This is a genomic window from Streptomyces sp. NPDC052107, assembly GCF_040680215.1.
In the GTDB taxonomy this organism is placed as follows: domain Bacteria; phylum Actinomycetota; class Actinomycetes; order Streptomycetales; family Streptomycetaceae; genus Streptomyces.
In genome coordinates this window covers 73,458-90,554 of record NZ_JBFAWG010000027.1, presented here as the reverse complement: position 1 = coordinate 90,554, position 17,097 = coordinate 73,458, and the positions used below count along the sequence as shown (strand labels likewise).

Annotated in this window: 14 protein-coding genes and 2 pseudogenes; 12 read left to right on the top strand and 4 right to left on the bottom strand. The window is 71.2% G+C overall.

Annotation, left to right across the window (positions count from 1 at the left end):
- Positions 1 to 99: 99 nt before the first annotated feature.
- Complete coding sequence (locus AB0M27_RS26370; RefSeq protein WP_365724707.1) at positions 100 to 681, bottom strand: biotin transporter BioY; 582 nt, start codon at positions 679 to 681, stop codon at positions 100 to 102.
- A 444-nt stretch (positions 682 to 1,125) separates the two neighbouring features.
- Between AB0M27_RS26370 and AB0M27_RS26365 the strand changes: the two genes are divergently transcribed.
- From AB0M27_RS26365 to AB0M27_RS26330, 8 genes and pseudogenes are all read left to right on the top strand, one after another.
- Complete coding sequence (locus AB0M27_RS26365) at positions 1,126 to 2,325, top strand: ROK family transcriptional regulator (RefSeq protein WP_365724705.1); 1,200 nt, start codon at positions 1,126 to 1,128, stop codon at positions 2,323 to 2,325.
- 209 nt (positions 2,326 to 2,534) lie between these two features.
- Complete coding sequence (locus AB0M27_RS26360; RefSeq protein WP_365724703.1) at positions 2,535 to 3,578, top strand: ABC transporter substrate-binding protein; 1,044 nt, start codon at positions 2,535 to 2,537, stop codon at positions 3,576 to 3,578.
- The gene (locus tag AB0M27_RS26355) at positions 3,575 to 4,423 is read left to right on the top strand and encodes an ABC transporter permease (protein WP_365724702.1); all 849 of its coding nucleotides are present in this window, start codon (positions 3,575 to 3,577) and stop codon (positions 4,421 to 4,423) included. Before AB0M27_RS26360 ends, AB0M27_RS26355 begins: the two co-directional genes overlap by 4 nt.
- Positions 4,399 to 5,133, top strand: a complete 735-nt coding sequence (locus tag AB0M27_RS26350; RefSeq protein WP_365724700.1) for an ABC transporter ATP-binding protein — start codon at positions 4,399 to 4,401, stop codon at positions 5,131 to 5,133. The genes AB0M27_RS26355 and AB0M27_RS26350 overlap by 25 nt, the downstream gene beginning before the upstream one ends.
- The gene (locus AB0M27_RS26345; protein WP_365724698.1) at positions 5,130 to 6,464 is read left to right on the top strand and encodes an LLM class flavin-dependent oxidoreductase; all 1,335 of its coding nucleotides are present in this window, start codon (positions 5,130 to 5,132) and stop codon (positions 6,462 to 6,464) included. Before AB0M27_RS26350 ends, AB0M27_RS26345 begins: the two co-directional genes overlap by 4 nt.
- 12 nt (positions 6,465 to 6,476) lie before the next feature.
- Complete coding sequence (locus AB0M27_RS26340; RefSeq protein ID WP_365724696.1) at positions 6,477 to 7,367, top strand: TauD/TfdA family dioxygenase; 891 nt, start codon at positions 6,477 to 6,479, stop codon at positions 7,365 to 7,367.
- A 126-nt stretch (positions 7,368 to 7,493) separates the two neighbouring features.
- Positions 7,494 to 8,876, top strand: coding sequence for an amino acid permease (locus AB0M27_RS26335; RefSeq protein ID WP_365724695.1), 1,383 nt, complete (start codon positions 7,494 to 7,496; stop codon positions 8,874 to 8,876).
- A gap of 239 nt (positions 8,877 to 9,115) precedes the next feature.
- Positions 9,116 to 9,235: pseudogene (locus AB0M27_RS26330) on the top strand (cupin); the annotation flags it as partial.
- A 49-nt stretch (positions 9,236 to 9,284) separates the two neighbouring features.
- On the opposite strand, the gene AB0M27_RS26325 reads toward AB0M27_RS26330, so the two are convergent.
- Positions 9,285 to 9,896, bottom strand: coding sequence for a histidine phosphatase family protein (locus AB0M27_RS26325; RefSeq protein WP_365724693.1), 612 nt, complete (start codon positions 9,894 to 9,896; stop codon positions 9,285 to 9,287).
- Between the two features lie 95 nt (positions 9,897 to 9,991).
- Between AB0M27_RS26325 and AB0M27_RS26320 the strand changes: the two genes are divergently transcribed.
- Positions 9,992 to 10,441 (top strand): DUF3887 domain-containing protein, encoded by a 450-nt coding sequence (locus tag AB0M27_RS26320; protein WP_365724691.1) that lies wholly within the window; start codon positions 9,992 to 9,994, stop codon positions 10,439 to 10,441.
- On the opposite strand, the gene AB0M27_RS26315 is transcribed toward AB0M27_RS26320, so the two are convergent.
- Complete coding sequence (locus AB0M27_RS26315) at positions 10,442 to 11,884, bottom strand: FGGY-family carbohydrate kinase (RefSeq protein WP_365724689.1); 1,443 nt, start codon at positions 11,882 to 11,884, stop codon at positions 10,442 to 10,444.
- A 225-nt stretch (positions 11,885 to 12,109) separates the two neighbouring features.
- Between AB0M27_RS26315 and AB0M27_RS26310 the strand changes: the two genes are divergently transcribed.
- Both AB0M27_RS26310 and AB0M27_RS26305 read left to right on the top strand, forming a co-directional pair.
- Positions 12,110 to 12,931, top strand: a complete 822-nt coding sequence (locus AB0M27_RS26310; protein WP_365724687.1) for a DeoR/GlpR family DNA-binding transcription regulator — start codon at positions 12,110 to 12,112, stop codon at positions 12,929 to 12,931.
- A gap of 81 nt (positions 12,932 to 13,012) precedes the next feature.
- Positions 13,013 to 13,228: pseudogene (locus tag AB0M27_RS26305) on the top strand (carbohydrate kinase); the annotation flags it as partial.
- Between the two features lie 417 nt (positions 13,229 to 13,645).
- Here the strand turns inward: AB0M27_RS26305 and AB0M27_RS26300 are convergent.
- A complete protein-coding gene (locus AB0M27_RS26300; protein ID WP_365724686.1) occupies positions 13,646 to 14,314 on the bottom strand; it encodes a DsbA family protein in 669 nt (222 codons plus the stop codon).
- A gap of 137 nt (positions 14,315 to 14,451) precedes the next feature.
- Here AB0M27_RS26300 and pepN point away from each other — a divergent pair, with 137 nt between their 5' ends.
- The gene (gene pepN, locus AB0M27_RS26295) at positions 14,452 to 17,031 is read left to right on the top strand and encodes an aminopeptidase N (protein ID WP_365724684.1); all 2,580 of its coding nucleotides are present in this window, start codon (positions 14,452 to 14,454) and stop codon (positions 17,029 to 17,031) included.
- Positions 17,032 to 17,097: the final 66 nt, after the last annotated feature.

The following is a 17,097-nucleotide window of genomic DNA, read 5'->3' as shown; positions in this document are numbered from 1 at the left end:
ACTGGCGGCACCTGGCAACTCGCCCCTGCCACCGCATAGCGAACAGGGGCTGCCCGGCCTACGGCCGGACAGCCCCTCACCAAGATCTTCATGAGTCTTCTAGCGCTTGTTCGCGAACTTCCAGGCGGTGGGCAGGGCGCCCATCGCCAGGGCGGCCTTGAGGGCGTCGCCGATCAGGAACGGGGTGAGGCCGAGCGCGACGGCCTTGGAGAGGGACATGTCGCCCGCGTAGGCCAGGTAGGGCACGCCGACGGCGTAGATGATGGCCTCGCCGAGGAGCATCGTGCCCGCCATGCGCAGCGGCGAGCGGTCGGCGCCGCGCCGGGCCAGGGCGCCGACGGCGGCCGAGGCGAGCAGCATGCCGAGGATGTAGCCGAAGGAGACCGAGGCCGCGCCGGAGGTGCCGTCCGCGAACCACGGCATGCCCGCGACACCGGCGAGCGCGTACAGGGCGAGGGAGAGGAAGCCGCGGCGGGCGCCGAGCGCGGTGCCGACGAGCAGCGCGGCGAAGGTCTGACCGGTCACCGGCACCGGGGAGCCGGGCACCGGGACGGCCACCTGGGCCGCGAGTCCGGTGAGCACGGCACCGCCGACGACGAGGGCCGCGTCGCGGACGCGGGACGCGGGGAGCAGGTCGGCGAGGACTGCGCCGGGGCGAGCGGTGGCGGTGGCGGTACTCATGGGGACTCCGCGGGTGACGGGGACATGCTGGGACACGGTGACGCTATCCCAGCCGACTCGGGCCGATCACCGTCAGCGCTCGACAAAGGGCGGAACGACAGCTTGGTGGACTTCGAACAAAGAATGCGGGCTACACCGATCAGGGCGTGACACTGGTCACTGAGGCGGGGACGCGTCGCTCACTCGGCGGGGCACCGAGGGGACTGTGGGATCCCACCAAATGAATCCTGGTCGTCTGGTCGGATTCACCTTTCCTGCCCTACTCTTCCAGCCATGGTTGCCCAGGCCCGGTACTTCACCTCGCGTCGCTATGTCGACCTGCGACGCCAGGGCACGGCCACCTGTCGCCGCCCGGGGTAGGGGCGGACCGCTCGGCACGCCTCTCCTTTCGCATCCCCTCGAAATCCGAGACGTGTCGGCCCCGCTTCCCGAGGACGGTCCTCCATGCCCCGTACCGCGGTATCCACCCTTGTCTCGCCCGTTCCGCGTGCCGCCGACAGCGACCGGCGGCGCACCAGCGCCAGTGCCGTGCTGCGGTCGGTGCTGGAGCACGGACCGGTGGCGCGCAGCACCATCGCCCGGTTCACCGGGCTGTCGCCCGCGTCGGTGACCGAGCACTGTGCCCGGCTCGCCGAACTCGGGCTGGTCCGGGAGTCCGCACAGCCGCGCCGCTCGGGCGGGGTCGGCCGGCCGCATGTCCCCGTCGACCTGGACGACACGGGATTCCTGGTCGGCGGGGTGCATGTGGCCGTGCCGTACACGACGGTCGCACTGCTGGATCTGCGCGGCCGGGTGGTGGCCCGGCGCGAGCTGCAGCACGAACGGACCGATCCCGGCTGGGTGCTGGCGCGGGCCGCCGAGGGACTCTCCGGGCTGCTCGCCGGGGTGCCGGGCCGCCGGCCGCTGGGGGTCGGGGTGGCCGTCGGCGGCTGGGTGGACCGGGAGACCGGCAGCGTGGTCGAGCACGAACTGCTGGGCTGGCGCGAGGTACCGGTGCGGGAGCTGCTCGGCACCCGCACCGGACTGCCGGTCCATGTGGACGGGCACGCACGGGCGTTGGTGAACGGGGAGCGGCTGTTCGGGCGGGCCCGGGGCAGCGCGAGCGTGCTGCATCTGTTCGTGGGCAATGTGGTCGACGCGGCTTTCGCCACCCATGACGAGGTGCATCACGGACCACGTTCGGCGGCCGGGGCGATCGCGCATCTGCCGGTACCGGGCGGCACCGAACCCTGCCCGTGCGGCCGTACCGGCTGCCTCCAAGTCGAGTTGAGCGAGCGGACGCTGTGCCGGCGGGCCCGGGCTGCGGGGGTGATCGGTTCGACCAATCCGATGCAGGTGGTGGCCTCGGCGGCGGCCGGGGACGCGGTGGCCCGGCGGCTGCTGGTCGAGCGGTCCCGGACGACGGGGCGGGCGGCCGGGCTGCTGATGGACGTGCTCAATCCGGAGACGGTCGTGGTGACCGAGGTGGGTGTCATCCACTTCGAGGACTGTCTGAGCGCGCTCAGGGAAGCGGCCGGAAAGGACCGGTCCACGGCGGTGGAACCGACGAGTTTCCCGGATTCCGTGCTCGCGGTGGCGGGCGGTTCGGTGGCCCTTGACGTGGTGTTCCGGGATCCGCTGGGCGCGTCAGCTGAGGCTATTTAATTCAGAAACTCGGAATGTTGACAGGGAGTGTTCGTGGCCGGGAACATGCTGGTCATGAACCCGCTCGCGAGCTGTCGCACCCTCTGTTGCTGACACGTTGCCGCGCATGAAGCGCGTGTTTCCGTCTGCGTGAGTTCTTTCATCTCCGGCCTTTCCCCACCCGGAATTCCGCCTACCTTTCTCCGCTCTTTTCGTCTGGAGAGCCTCCCATGCACCGTCGTCTCTTTCTCACCTCCCTGCTGGGCGCGTCCGCCGCCGTCACGGGCCTGGCCGGCTGCGCCAAGGGGGATGCCTCGGCCGACACCACCGGCGCCGCGACCGAGCCGCTCGCGGACAAGGTCCCGGCGGGCACCAGCCTGAAGATCGCCTCGTACCTGGGCCAGCAGCAGTTGCAGTTCCGGCTGGCAAAGCTGCCCAAGCTGCCGTTCACCGTGTCGAGTTGGCTGAATATCGGGGCGGGCCCGGACGTCATCAACGCCTTCCGCGCAGGGTCCCTGGACCTCGCCGACAACGCGGGCATCCCGCCGATCCAGGCGCACTACCAGGGCTTCGACGCGAAGATCGTGGCGATCGACCTCACCCGCAAACCCAACTACCTCTTCGCCACCAAGCCCGGCAGCGACATCCACACCGTCGACGACTTCAAGGGCAAGCGGCTCGCCTTCTCGCAGGGTCAGGCCCAGGGCGTCGTCCTGCTCCGGGCGCTGAAGAAGGCGGGTCTCGCGTACGGCGAGGTGAAGCTGGTCCCGCTGACCAGCAACCAGTTCCTCACCGCCCTGCAGTCCGGGCAGGTCGACGTGGCCCCGCTCGCCAACAACCAGGCGCCCGCGTATCTGAAGCAGTACGCGGCGAAAGGCGCCCGCACCATCCCCACCGATGTCGTCGACCTGCTCAACCTGCTGTGGGCGCCGCAGTCCGTGCTGGACGACCCCGCGAAGGCCGCCGCGATCGCCGCCTACGTCCCGCAGTGGGCCCAGGGCCAGGTGTGGCAGTACGAGCACCCGGACGTCTGGAACGAGGAGTTCTACGTCAAGACGCAGAACCTGACCCTGGAGCAGGCGCGGGGCATTACCCGGCTCGCCAACAAACCGCTGTTCCCGCCCGGTTGGGACGAGGCGGTGAAGTGGGAACAGGACACGGCCGATCTGCTCGCCGAGGGCGGGTTCGTGAAGAAGTTCGACGTCTCCTCGCTCTTCGACCACCGCTTCGAGTCGATCGCCGCCAAGGCCGTGTCCGAGGAGTACCGGAAATGACCGCCGTGACCACGACGACGACCGCCTTCGCGGCGACGGAGGCCGGGGAGGTTCCCCAGGTCCGCAGGCCGAGGCGCCTCTCCCCCGGCCGCCGGCTGCCCGTTGCCCGGCTGATCGGCCCGCTCGTCGTCCTCGCCCTGTGGACGGCCGCCTCCGCCGCCGGAGCGCTCGACACGGGTGCCATTCCCGCGCCCTGGACGGTCATGCGGACGGCCGGCCATCTGTGGACCGCCGGCACCCTGCCCACCGACATCCTGACCTCGCTGCAGCGGGCCGGATACGGCTTCGCGATCGGTCTGGCCGCGGGCGTGCTGCTCGCGCTCGCCGCCGGGCTCAGCCGGACCGGGGAGGCGCTGATCGACGGAACCGTGCAGTTCAACCGGGCGATCCCGACCCTCGGCCTGATCCCGCTGTTCATCCTCTGGCTGGGCATCGGGGAGACCTTCAAGGTCGCCATCATCGCGATCGTCGTCTACATACCGATCTATCTGAACACGCATGCCGCGCTGTCCGGCATCGATGGCCGGTACGTCGAACTCGCCGAGGTCCAGGGCCTGTCGAGGCTCACCTTCATCCGCCAGGTGGTGATCCCCGGCGCACTGCCCGGATTCTTCGTGGGACTCCGGCTCGGTGTGACGGGTTCCTGGCTGGCCCTGGTGGTGCTGGAGCAGATCAACGCCACCAGCGGGCTCGGCTACATGATGTTCCAGGCGCAGAACTACGGCCAGACGGACGTCATCCTGGTCGGCCTGCTGATCTACGGCGTCTTCGGCCTGGTCACCGACAGCGTGGTTCGTCTCATCGAACGGAGGGTGCTGTCGTGGCGCCGCACACTGAGCAGCTGACCCGCCCTGCCGTCCGGCTCAAGGGCCTGACCCGGTCCTTCGACGACCGTACGGTCCTCGACGGCATCGACCTCGAACTGCCCGCCGGCCAGTTCACGGCCCTGCTCGGGCACAGCGGCTCGGGCAAGAGCACCTTGCTGCGGGCCGTCGCCGGACTCGACCACGCGGTCGCGGGCGGCGGACAGCTCACCGCCCCCGAGCGAGTCTCGGTCGTCTTCCAGGACTCCCGGCTGCTGCCCTGGCGCCGGGTGCTGGACAACGTCCTGCTCGGCACGGACGGCAGGGACGCCGAGGAGCGCGGCCGGGCCGCGCTGGAAGAGGTCGGCCTGAAGGGCCGCGAGCGTGCCTGGCCGGGCGAACTGTCCGGCGGCGAGGCCCAGCGAGCCGCACTCGCCCGCTCCCTGGTCCGCGAACCGGAACTCCTGCTGGCGGACGAACCCTTCGGCGCGCTGGACGCGCTGACCCGTATCAAGATGCACAACCTGCTGCGCGACCTGTGGCAACGCCACCGGCCGTCCGTGCTGCTGGTCACCCACGACGTCGACGAGGCGATCGTGCTCGCCGACCGGGTCCTCGTCCTGGACCAGGGCCGCATCGGCCTCGACCTGTCCATCGACCGCCCCCACCCTCGCTCCTACCGCGAGCCGGTCCTGGGCGAATACCGCGAGCGGCTCCTGACCGCACTGGGCGTCACGGAGGACCATCGGTGACACGGAGAAGGCTCCATCTGAACGCGTTCCTCATGAACACCGGGCACCACGAGGCGTCGTGGCGGCTCCCGGAGAGCGACCCGTACGCGCACGTCGACCTGAAGCACTACGTGCGGCTCGCACGAATCGCCGAGCACGGCACCTTCGACTCCCTCTTCCTCGCCGACGGGCCCCAGCTGTGGAGCAACCTCGCCCAGCGGCCGGCCGGTGCCCTGGAACCGCTCACCCTGCTGACCGCCCTGGCGACGGCCACCGAGCACATCGGCCTGATCGCCACCGCGTCCACGTCCTACAACTCGCCCTACAACCTGGCCCGCACGTTCGCCTCGCTGGACATCATCAGCGGCGGCCGGGCCGGGTGGAACATCGTCACCACCGCGGGAGCCGAGGCCGCCAGGAACTTCGGGCTCGCCGAAGAGCCCCCGCACGCCGAGCGGTACGCCCGCGCGGCCGAGTTCCTCGATGTGGCGCTGAAGCTGTGGGACAGCTGGGAGGACGACGCGGTCGTCGCCGACAAGGCGGCCGGCGTCTGGGGCGACGACAGCAAGATCCACCCGCCCCGGCACCAGGGCACGTACTTCAGCGTGGCCGGTGCCCTCAACGTCCCTCGCACACCTCAGGGTTACCCGCTCCTGGTGCAGGCGGGATCGAGCGAGGACGGCAAGTCCCTCGCCGCCCGCTACGCGGAGGCGGTCTTCACCGCCCAGCAGACCCTCGCCGACGCCCAGGACTTCTACGCCGACCTCAAGTCCCGGACGTCACGGGCGGGAAGGGATCCCGAGCACATCAGGGTGCTGCCCGGGATCGTGCCCGTACTCGGCTCGACGGAGGCGGAGGCACGGGAGGCGGAGCGGCTGCTGGAGGACCACATCGTGTACGACCATGGGGTGGGCCGACTGGAGAACCTGCTGCAACTGCCGCCCGGTGCACTGGAGCTGGATGCCCTGCTGCCCGCCGACCTGCCGCCCGAGTCCGCCGTCGAGGGCGCCAAGAGCCGCTACACGCTCGTGGTCGAACTGGCCCGGCGCGAGAAGCTCACCGTACGGCAGCTGATCGCGCGGCTCGGCGGCGGGCGCGGCCACCTCACCTTCGCCGGGACGCCCGAGCAGATCGCCGACCAGATCGGGACGTGGTTCACGCAGGGCGCCGCCGACGGTTTCAACATCATGCCCGCCGTGCTGCCCTCGGGCCTGGACGCCTTCGTCGAGCACGTCGTACCGCTCCTGCGCACCCGCGGCCTGTTCCGCGACGAGTACGGCCCGCACCAGACCCTCCGGGAGCGCTACGGCCTTCCCCGCCCCGCCAACCAGCACACCGCAGCCCTCGTCTGAAAGGACCCGCACATGTCCCTCGACATCACCAAGGTCACCGCACGCATCGGCGCCCGCGTCTCCGGCGTCGACATCACCAAGCCCCTCGCCCCGGAGGAGGTCGCCGCGATCCGCGAGGCCCTGAACGTCCACAAGGCGCTCGTCTTCGACGCGGGCGGTCTGGACGACGCGGGCCAGCAGGCCTTCGCCCGCCACTTCGGTGATCTGACCACCGCCCACCCGACGGTCGGCGCGGTCGACGGCGCCCCGAACGTGCTGCCCGTGGACAGCGAGCGGGGCCGCGCCAACCACTGGCACACCGACGTCACCTTCGTCCTCAACCCGCCGCAGGCCAGCACCCTGCGCTCGATCACCGTCCCGCCGTACGGCGGCGAGACCCTGATCGCCAACGCGGCCGCCGCCTACCGGGACCTGCCCGAGCCGCTGCGCCGCCTCGCCGACACCCTGTGGGCCGAGCACACCAACGACTACGACTACGCCGTGCCGGACGAGGAGATCGACGAGGAGAAGGCCGCCCAGCGCGCCCAGTTCACCTCCATCACGTACCGCACCGCCCACCCGGTGGTCCGGGTCCACCCGCTGACCGGAGAGCGCGGGCTGTTCGTCGGCGGGTTCGCGCAGCGGATCGTCGGCCTGTCCGTCGGCGAGTCCCGCAGGATCCTGGACCTGTTCCAGGCGTACGTCACCCGTCCGGAGAACATCCTGCGCCACCGCTGGGCGGAGAACGAACTCGTCCTCTTCGACAACCGGATCACCCAGCACTACGCCATCGACAACTACGACGGACGGCCGCGCCGGCTGCACCGGGTGACCGTCGCCGGTGACGTCCCGGTCGGCATCGAGGGCAAGGAGAGCTATTCGATCGAGGGCGACGCCTCGCACTACACGCCGGTCGCGGCGTAACTGGATTCTCACCCTCCGTACAGAGGGTGTCCGGATACTGGGCGGCCCCTTCGTCTGAGCGGACGGGCCGCCCAGACTGACGGGGTTTTTGCCCGCCCATTGCCTTTGCCCGGGAGAGCCGCGCCCATGCCCACCAGCACCACCACGGAGACCCCACCGCAGGAACAGGCCGTCTCCCTCTCCCACGGCCTCAAGCAGCGCCATCTGTCGATGATCGCCCTGGGCGGGGTGATCGGCGCGGGTCTGTTCGTCGGCTCCGGCGCGGGCATCGCCGCCGCCGGTCCGTCCATCGTCATCGCCTACACGCTCTCCGGCCTGCTGGTGACGCTGGTGATGCGGATGCTGGGCGAGATGTCGGCCGCCCACCCGTCGTCGGGCTCCTTCTCCGCGCACGCCGAGCGGGCGATCGGCCCCTGGGCGGGCTTCGCCGCCGGCTGGTCGTTCTGGGTGCTGCTGTGCACGGCCGTCGGCCTGGAGGGCATCGGCGCCGCGAACATCGTGCAGGGCTGGCTGCCGGGCACCCCGCAGTGGATGTGGGTGGCCCTGTTCATGGTGGTGTTCTGCGGGGCGAACCTGGCCGCCGTGAAGAACTTCGGCGAGTTCGAGTTCTGGTTCGCCGCGCTGAAGGTCGGCGCGATCAGCCTGTTCCTGATCCTCGGCGTGCTGGCCATCGCCGGTGTGCTCCCCGGCACGGACTCCCCCGGCGCCGCCAACCTCAGCGACTTCATGCCGCACGGCAACCAGGGACTGCTGGTCGGCCTGCTCGCCTCCGTCTTCGCCTACGGCGGGCTGGAGACGGTCACCATCGCGGCCGCCGAGTCCGAGAACCCGGTCAAGGGCGTGGCGTCCGCCGTCCGCACGGCCATGTGGCGCATCGCCCTGTTCTACATCGGCTCGATGGCGGTCGTCGTCACCCTGGTCCCCTGGAACTCCAGCGAGGTCCTGGAGAAGGGTCCGTACGTCGCCACGCTCGACCACCTCGGCATCCCCGGTGCGGGCCGGCTGATGAACGTCGTCGTCCTGGTCGCCCTGCTGTCCGCGATGAACGCCAACATCTACGGCTCCTCGCGCATCGCCTACTCGCTGGTCGAGCGCGGCCAGGGCCCGAAGGCACTGGTCAAGCTGTCCGGCGGGGTCCCCCGGATCGCGGTCCTCACCTCCTGCTTCTTCGGGTTCGCCTGTGTGCTGCTCAGCTACTGGCGCCCGAACGACGTCTTCCCGTGGCTGCTGAACATGATCGGCGCGGTCATCCTGGTCGTCTGGATCTTCATCGCCGTCTCCCAGCTCCTGCTGCGCCGCCGTATCGAGCGCGAGGCCCCCGAGAAGCTGGTCGTGCGCATGTGGGCGTTCCCGTGGCTGACCTGGGCCGCTCTGGCCGGCATGGTCGCGATCTTCGTCCTGATGGCCCGCGAGCCGGACACCCGCGTCCAGCTCTGCTCCACCGGCGGCATGACCCTGGTCCTGGCGGTCGTGGGCTACCTCTGGCAGCGGCTCCGCGCCAAGCGCTGACGCCCCCACGCCGAGAAGGCCCCCGCGTGCGACACGCGGGGGCCTTCCCGTTGCGCTGCACCGGGTCCGGCTCCCGGATTGTGGCGGCCACGGGCAGGAGGGACGGTGGTCGCGGGACCGTCGGTGCGACGGTGCTCTCCGTACGACGGAGAAAGCGCACCCCTGTCACGGAAGCGTGCCGTGCTTTGTCCTCCCTGCGAAGCAAGTCGTGTGAGCCCGGAACCGCCCACGTGCGACAGTCCGTGAGCCGTTTCCTCATCACCATGCTGTGCGAGCCGGGACAGCCCATGCTCACCCTGGTCGACGACGAGGAGCTGGCGCAGCGTCGGCACCTGCGAGCTCCCCGTCCCGGCGCGTGATCCGCCGCTGAAGGGCGCCACCCCGACCGCCGTCTTCGACGCCTTCCCCTTACGCGCAGGGCACGTTCAGCGAGAGCAGCGCGGTGTGCTCGCCGTCGACTCGGATCTCGCTCACCGCCGCGTTGCGCAACTTCGGCAGGACGCGGCGGTATTCGGCGAGTGGAACGCCGAGCAGTGAGCACAGCACCAGCCGCAGCAGGGTGTTGTGCGCGACGACCAGGACCCGCCCGCCGGGGTGGGCGGCGGCGATGCGGCGCAGGGCGGCGCTCCCGCGCCCGGCCGCCGCGCGGGGGTCCTCGGCGCCGGGGAAGGGGTGCGCCACCGGGTCGGCGCAAAACGCGTCCGCCGCCTTCGGGTTCTCCGCCGCGAACTCGGCGAGCGTACGGCCCTCCACCACCCCGAAGTCGCATTCCCGCAGGTCGGGTTCGCGCCGCAGGGTGAGACCCAGGGCCCGGCAGGCGGGGTCGGCCGTGGCGATCGCCCGGGACAGCGGCGAGGTCCGGACGGCGTCCACCGGATGCGCGGCGGCCCACCTTCCCAGCGCCTCTGCCTGGGCGTACCCGGTGTCGGTGAGCGCCACATCGCTGACTCCGGCATACCGGTTCTCGGCATGCCACACGGTCTGTCCGTGGCGGGCGAGGAGCAGGGTGGCGGGGGTCATGGGCGGCAGTATCCCCGCGGGCTCGCTGCGGGCCGAAAGCCCTGGTGGTGACCGTCCGGCATGCGAGGCGTCGGCGAGTGGCGCACGATGAACGCATGTCCGACAAAGACAACGCACGCGGCGGCGGGCGGCGACTGCTCCGGGCAGCGGCCACGCTCGCCCTGGCCGCATCCGCTCCGTTGCCGGCCGCCGGTTCCGCACAGGCCGCGACCAAGATCGACACGATCGCCCTGCAGACGCTCGACGACATCGTCAAGGGCGACTACAAGGCCGCCACCGCCCACTTCGACGCGGACATGCGCAAGCACCTGCCGCCGGAGGGCCTCAAGGACTCGTGGACGCACTACCAGAACGAGTTCGGGCACTACAAGTCGCACCAGAAACCCAAGGACGTCAAGTCCGGCCGGTTCACGGTGGTGAGCGTGCCCTTGCGCATGGCCAAGAGCGAGGGCGAGTTCCGCGTGAGCTTCGACAAGTCCGGTGCCATCGCCGGACTGTTCTTCCTCAGGCCGGGCGTACCGATCCCGAAGTCGATGCCCACGTGATCACCGGTCCAGCCGGGCCAGCGCATGCGCCGCCACTTCCCCCGGCAGCCACCCGCGCAGCTCCAGTTCCCCCACCAGCCGTGCGTACGGCTCGGCGAACCGCGCCGTGCGGCCGGGGCGCGGCTCGACCGTCGTATCCACGCGGGCCATCGACTCGGCGACGGCGGCGAGGCGGGGTCCCGCCCCCGTGCCGTACGCGGCCAGCGCCGCCATGCCCAGAGCGGGTTCCGGCCGCTCGGGGACGCGGACCGGGCGGCCCAGGACGTCCGCGCGCAACTGGGTCCAGTAGGCGCTGCGGGCCGCGCCTCCGGTGAAGGTGAGGGGGCCGTCCACGCGGGCGCCGAGGTGGTGGAGGTAGTCCAGGCAGAGGCGTTCGGCGAAGGCCACGCCCTGCAGGAGGGCCGCCCACAGGTCGGCGTCCGACTCCGGGTCTCCGAGCAGGAGCGCGGTGGCCTGTGGGGCGCGGAAGGGGAAGCGTTCGCCGGGTGAGACCAGCGGGTAGGCGACGGCACCCGAGGGCTCGTACGCGGCCGCGCGGCCGTCCAGGGCGGCCGGATCGGCGGCCGGGAAGCGGGCGGTGAGGATGCCGGCGCCGACGCTGGAGGCGCCGCCGGGCAGCCAGGTGCCGTCCGGTGCGCGGTGGTTGTAGACCACGCCGGCCGGATCCCGTACCGGCTCGGCGCTCGCCCCCTTGAGCACCAGCGTGGTGCCGAGCACCGAGTTCCACGCGCCCTCGCGCAGCGCGCCGGCGGCGATCTGGGCCGCGCAGCCGTCGGTCATGCCCGCGACGACCGGGGTGCCGGCGGGGATGCCGGTGGCGTCGGCGGCGGCCGCGCAGACCTCACCGAGCCGGGTGCCGGGCGGTACGACGTCCGGGAGGGCGCCGGCCGGGAGGGCGCCGGCCGGGAGCCCGGTGAGGTCGGGCCAGCGGTCGCGCTCGACGTCGTACGCGGTCTTCAGGGCGTGGCTGGAATCGGCCGGGACGCGCCCGCCGGTCAGCCGTGCGGTGATCACGTCCGGCTGGTGCGCGATCCGTCCGGCGCCGTACCGGCCGACGAGCCAGCGCGCCTTCGGCAGGGCCCAGCTGTCCTGCACGGCGAGGCCCGCCGAGCGCAGCCGGCCCACGTCGGCGGGCGCGCGCCCGTCGTCGTACATGAGCGCGGGGCCGGCCGGGTGTCCCGTGTCGTCCGTGAGCAGCACGGTCCCGGAGGTCCCGCACACCGCGAGCCCGGCCACCTCCGCCCGCGCCCCGCCGAGCGCCTTCCGGCAGGCCGCGCACACCACGTCCCACCACTCCCCCGGGTCCTGCTCGTGCCGCACCCCGTCCCGCCGCCCGCGCACCAGGGGTGCGGCACCGCTGCCGAGGACCGTGCCGTCGGCCGTCACGAGCAGTGCCCGCACCCCTTGGGTACCGAGGTCGATCCCGAGCCACGCCACCGCCATCCGAACCTCCGCACATCGCGAACGCTCCCGTGAAGTTCCCACTCCTCACTGAGATTTCCCCCTGTTTTCCCCGTGCACAAGGGATTGACGGCCTTCCTGTGTCGTTACACCCTCTGTTGTCGAGTCGACTCCCCCTGTCAACCCGGCCCGTCCCCACCGCGACGCCGGCGGGCGGGCCTCGTACGACGACCGGGCCGAGCGACCGGGACGGCGGACAGAGACAGGATGAGCAACAGCAGCGCACACTCCCCGCAGGGGCCTGCGGCCCGGCAGACGGCCATGGCCGAACTCGTCCTCGCCGAAGGCTCTGCGACCGCGGCCGAGCTGGCCGAGCGGTTCGGGGTGAGCCTGATGACCATCCACCGGGACCTCGACGAGCTCGAACGGCAGGGGATCGTACGGAAGTTCCGGGGCGGGGTGACCGCGCAGCCGTCCGGGGTGTTCGAGTCGAACGTGCAGTACCGGCTGAAGACCATGCGCCCGCAGAAGGCCGCGCTCGCCGCCCGTGCCATGCGGCACGTCGAGCCCGGCATGGCGATCCTGCTCGACGACTCCACCACCGTCCTGGAGATGGCCCGCCGGCTGCGGCTCGGCGAGATCACCCCGCTCACGGTCGTCACCAACTTCCTGGAGGCGATCAATCTCCTCGCCGGGCAGCGCGGCATCCATCTGATGGCGCTGGGCGGCGACTACGACCCGCTGCACTCCTCCTTTCTCGGGGTGTCCTGCGTGGAGGCGGTCGAGCAGCTGCGCGTGGACGTCGGTTTCCTGTCGACGTCCGGGGTGCACGGCGGCTACGCCTACCACCAGGAGCAGCACATCGTCTCGGTGAAGCGGGCGATGCTCGACGCGGCCGCCCGCAATGTGCTGCTGGTCGACCACACCAAGCTGAGCCGGGTCGCGCTGCACCGGGTGGCCCCGCTCTCCCGCTTCGACCTGCTGTTGGTGGACGACGGCGCCTCGCCTCAGGCGCTGCGCGACCTGGACGAGCACAAGGTGCGCCACGAGGTGTGCGCCACGGATCCGAAGGAGCGTGAATCCCTGTGACGCCCCTCCCGCGTGCGTGTGCTGGCCGCCGGCGACCACTTCGTCCTGCCGCCGCTGATCACGGCCGCCCTCGGCCAGCCGGATCTCGCGGACGAACCGGCCGGGCTGTACATCTCCACCGACCGGCCGGGCCACTGGCTGCGCGCGATGCCCGCGATGGTCGATACGGCGGCCCTGGACTGGGTGCCGGCCACGACGGGCGCCCGGCATCAGGAGCTGGACGCCCTGCCGGCCGAGGCTCCGCCCGGCTCGTTCGAGGTGCGGGTGCTGCCGTACTTCGCGCCCTCCGGTGAGCGTGGCTCGCCAGAGGGCGTGACCGTGCGGGCCGGGGGGTTCATCACGCGATCGTGTGATCGCATGCTTCCGGACTTGCGGTGGCCCGGGCCGTTCGGGCTACGGTGATCATGCGATCCGGGACGCCGGGTGTGGTGTCGGCGTGCGGGGACCCTGCTCCACCTGCGAGATGGTTCCGGGCTTCCCCGTCGCCTCTGGCCTCACCCATATGGCCAGGTCGTCAGGGGCTCCGCCCTTCCAGATCGGACCACGGACAGGATCCGCGTCGCCGCCCGGCTGCGAAAGCGGACGACCAGTGCGCCCAAGACCGTCGGGGCGTGGGCTCACTCCCGCTCGCTGCCGAGGAACGGTGCGAGGAGCACCTGGAGGGGGCGGAAGGGTGGAACGGGCCCGGAGCTGACCGGGCCCGCTCACCGCGCCTTACAGGTTGCTGAAGTCCGGCCCCTTGGTACGGGTCCGCTTGATCTCGTAGAAGCCCGGCACCGAGGCCACGGCAAGGGTGCCGTCCCACAGGCGGGCCGCCTCCTCGCCCTTCGGGGCGGGGGTGACGACCGGACCGAAGAAGGCGATCTGCTCGCCGTCGGGGCCGGGCACCGCGATGACGGGGGTGCCGACGTCCTGGCCGACCTTCTCGATGCCCTCCTTGTGGGAGGCGCGCAGCTCGGCGTCGTACTCGAAGTCCTGCTGCTCGGCGTAGTCGATGAGGTCGGCGGGCAGGCCGACGTCCGCGAGGGCGCCGGCGATGGCCTCCAGGGTCGGGCCCTCGCCGTCGTTGTGGATGCGGGTGCCGAGCGCGGTGTACAGCGGGCCGAGGATGTCGTCGCCGTGCTTCTGCCAGGCAGCGGTGACCACGCGGATCGGCTGCCAGGCCTTGGTCGCGAGCATCTCCCGGTACTCCTCGGGCAGCTCGTCCAGCTTGTTCTCGTTGAGGACGGCGAGGCTCATGATGTGCCAGCGGACCTCGATGTCCCGGACCTTCTCCACCTCCAGCACCCAGCGGGAGGTCATCCAGGCCCAGGGGCACAGCGGGTCGAACCAGAAGTCGACGGGGGTCTTGCCGGGCGCGGTCGAGGTCGCGGTCTCGGACATGCTTCTCCTCAGCGAAAAGGTCTTTTCAAGCTCAACGACGTCCTCGCGACCCGCATTCCCTGCTGACCCCTGTCAGGGGCACATGGCAGGATCGGTCCTGTTCAGCCTCATCCACGCGATCACAAGGGAGTGCCGCCGTGCCCGGTGAGAATCTGTCCCGTGACGAGGCCCGGGAGCGGGCCGCCCTGCTGTCCGTAGACGGGTACGACGTGTCCCTGGACCTCAGGTCCGCGGTCGGTGACGGCGGGGGCGAGCCGCGCACGTTCCGCTCGGTGACCACGATCCGCTTCCGCTGCAACGAGCCGGGGGCGTCCAGCTTCGCCGATCTGATCGCGCCGAGCGTGACCTCGGTGTCGCTCAACGGCCGGGACCTGGACCCTGGCCAGGTCTTCGACGGCTCGCGGATCCTGCTGGAGGACCTGGCCGCGGAGAACGAGATGGTGGTGGACGCGCTGTGCGCCTACTCGCGCACCGGCGAGGGCATGCACCGCTTCGTCGACCCCGAGGACGGCGAGGTCTACCTCTACACCCAGTACGAGCCGGCCGACGCCCGCCGGGTGTTCGCCAACTTCGAGCAGCCGGACCTCAAGGCGCCCTACCGCTTCGAGGTGCGGGCGCCGGAGGGCTGGACGGTGTGGAGCAACGGCGCGGGCGAACCGGCCGACGGCGTCTGGCGGTTCGCGGAGACCAAGCCTATCTCGACGTACATCACGTGCGTGGTGGCGGGGCCGTACCACTATGTGACGGATTCCTACGAGCGGGTGTTCCAGGACGGGACCAAGCTGGAGATCCCGCTCGGCACGATGTGCCGCAAGGGGCTCGCCCCGCACTTCGACGCCGACGACGTGTTCCTGGTCACCAAGCAGGGCCTGGACTTCTTCCACGACCACTTCGACTACCCGTACCCGTTCGGGAAGTACGACCAGGCGTTCGTGCCCGAGTACAACCTGGGCGCGATGGAGAACCCGGGTCTGGTGACCTTCCGCGAGGAGTACATCTTCCGCGGCAAGGTGACGCAGGCGTCGTACGAGGCGCGGGCCAACGTCGTCCTGCACGAGATGGCGCACATGTGGTTCGGCGACCTGGTCACCATGGAGTGGTGGGACGACCTGTGGCTGAAGGAGTCCTTCGCGGACTTCATGGGCACGTTCGCCAACGTCGGCGCGACCCGCTTCACCGACGCCTGGATCACCTTCGCCAACCGCCGCAAGGCCTGGGCCTACCGCGCGGACCAGCTGCCGTCGACGCATCCGATCACGGCGGACATCCATGACCTGGAGGACGCCAAGCTGAACTTCGACGGCATCACCTACGCCAAGGGCGCCTCGGTGCTCAAGCAGCTGGTGGCGTACGTCGGCCAGGACGCGTTCCTGGAGGGCGCCCGCCGCTACTTCAAGCGGCACGCGTACGGCAACACCCGCCTCGGCGACCTGCTGTCGGCGCTGGGCGAGACCAGCGGCCGGGACATGTCGGCGTGGGCGCGTTCGTGGCTGCAGACGGCCGGGGTCAACTCGCTGACGCCGCAGGTGCTGCTGGACACCGAGGGCAGGGTGGCCGAGCTGGCGGTGGTGCAGGAGGCGCCGGAGTCGCATCCCGAGGAGCGTCCGCACCGGATCGCGGTGGGCCTGTACCGGCGCACGCCCGAGGGTGCGCTGGAGCGGTACGCGCGCGTGGAGACGGATGTGGAGGGCCCGCGCACGGTCGTCGCGGACCTGGCGGGCGCCGAGGCCCCGGATCTGGTCCTGGTCAACGACGACGACCTGACGTACTGCAAGATCCGCTTCGACGACACCTCGCTGGCGACGCTCAAGGAGCACCTGGGCGCGCTGACCGATCCGCTGGCCCGTGCGCTGTGCTGGTCGGCGCTGTGGAACATGACCCGGGACGCGCTGCTGCCGGCGCGGGACTTCGTCGGTCTGGTGCTGCGCTTCGCGGGCCGGGAGTCCGACATCGGGGTGCTGCAGATGCTGCACGCGTGGGCGAACTCGGCGCTGGTGCACTATGCGGCGCCCGAGTGGCGGGAGACCGGCGGTGACCTGCTGGCCGAGGGTGCGCTGCGGGAGCTGCGGGGGGCCGAGCCGGGCAGCGAGCACCAGCTGGCCTGGGCGCGGTTCTACGCGATCGTGGCCTCCGCGGAGCCGGACCTGAAGCTGCTGAAGGACCTGCTGGACGGGACGACGGCGGTCGACGGCCTGGAGGTGGACCAGGAGCTGCGCTGGGCGTTCCTGGAACCGCTGGTGGCGCACGGTGTGGCCGACGAGTCCGTGCTGGCGGCCGAACTGGCCCGCGACGACACGGCGTCCGGCAAGCGCCACCAGGTCCGCTGCCTGGCGGCCCGCCCGTCGGCGGCGGTCAAGGCGCAGGCGTGGGCGCAGGTGGTGGAGTCCGACGCGCTGTCGAACGCGCTGGTGGAGGCGACCATCGCGGGTTTCGGCCAGCCCTCGCAGCGGGAGCTGACGGCGCCGTACGCGGAGAAGTACTTCGCCGCGATCGAGCGGGTGTGGCGGGAGCGGTCGATCCAGATCGGCATGGACGTCGTACGGGGTCTGTTCCCGGCGCTGCAGGACCGGCCGGAGACGCTGCGGGCGACGGACGCGTGGCTGGAGGAGCAGCGGGACGCGGCGCCGGCGCTGCGCCGGCTGGTGCTGGAGGCGCGGGACGACCTGGCGCGGGCGCTGCGCGCACAGGAGTGCGACGCGACGGCGGCCGGCGACTGACCTTTGGCCTGAGCTTGGCCCGCCGGTGACCGTTACGGAATTCGGTCAATGTGAACCGTAACCCCT

What these genes read in the sequence shown, in the direction of transcription:
- AB0M27_RS26365 (WP_365724705.1), top strand. Translation starts at nt 1,126, where the DNA reads ATGCCCCGTACCGCGGTATCCACCCTTGTCTCGCCCGTTCCGCGTGCC.
- AB0M27_RS26360 (WP_365724703.1), top strand. Translation starts at nt 2,535, where the DNA reads ATGCACCGTCGTCTCTTTCTCACCTCCCTGCTGGGCGCGTCCGCCGCC.
- AB0M27_RS26340 (WP_365724696.1), top strand. Translation starts at nt 6,477, where the DNA reads ATGTCCCTCGACATCACCAAGGTCACCGCACGCATCGGCGCCCGCGTC.
- AB0M27_RS26300 (WP_365724686.1), bottom strand. Translation starts at nt 14,314, where the DNA reads ATGTCCGAGACCGCGACCTCGACCGCGCCCGGCAAGACCCCCGTCGAC.
- AB0M27_RS26335 (WP_365724695.1), top strand. Translation starts at nt 7,494, where the DNA reads ATGCCCACCAGCACCACCACGGAGACCCCACCGCAGGAACAGGCCGTC.
- AB0M27_RS26320 (WP_365724691.1), top strand. Translation starts at nt 9,992, where the DNA reads ATGTCCGACAAAGACAACGCACGCGGCGGCGGGCGGCGACTGCTCCGG.
- AB0M27_RS26370 (WP_365724707.1), bottom strand. Translation starts at nt 681, where the DNA reads ATGAGTACCGCCACCGCCACCGCTCGCCCCGGCGCAGTCCTCGCCGAC.
- AB0M27_RS26315 (WP_365724689.1), bottom strand. Translation starts at nt 11,884, where the DNA reads ATGGCGGTGGCGTGGCTCGGGATCGACCTCGGTACCCAAGGGGTGCGG.
- AB0M27_RS26325 (WP_365724693.1), bottom strand. Translation starts at nt 9,896, where the DNA reads ATGACCCCCGCCACCCTGCTCCTCGCCCGCCACGGACAGACCGTGTGG.
- AB0M27_RS26310 (WP_365724687.1), top strand. Translation starts at nt 12,110, where the DNA reads ATGAGCAACAGCAGCGCACACTCCCCGCAGGGGCCTGCGGCCCGGCAG.
- AB0M27_RS26355 (WP_365724702.1), top strand. Translation starts at nt 3,575, where the DNA reads ATGACCGCCGTGACCACGACGACGACCGCCTTCGCGGCGACGGAGGCC.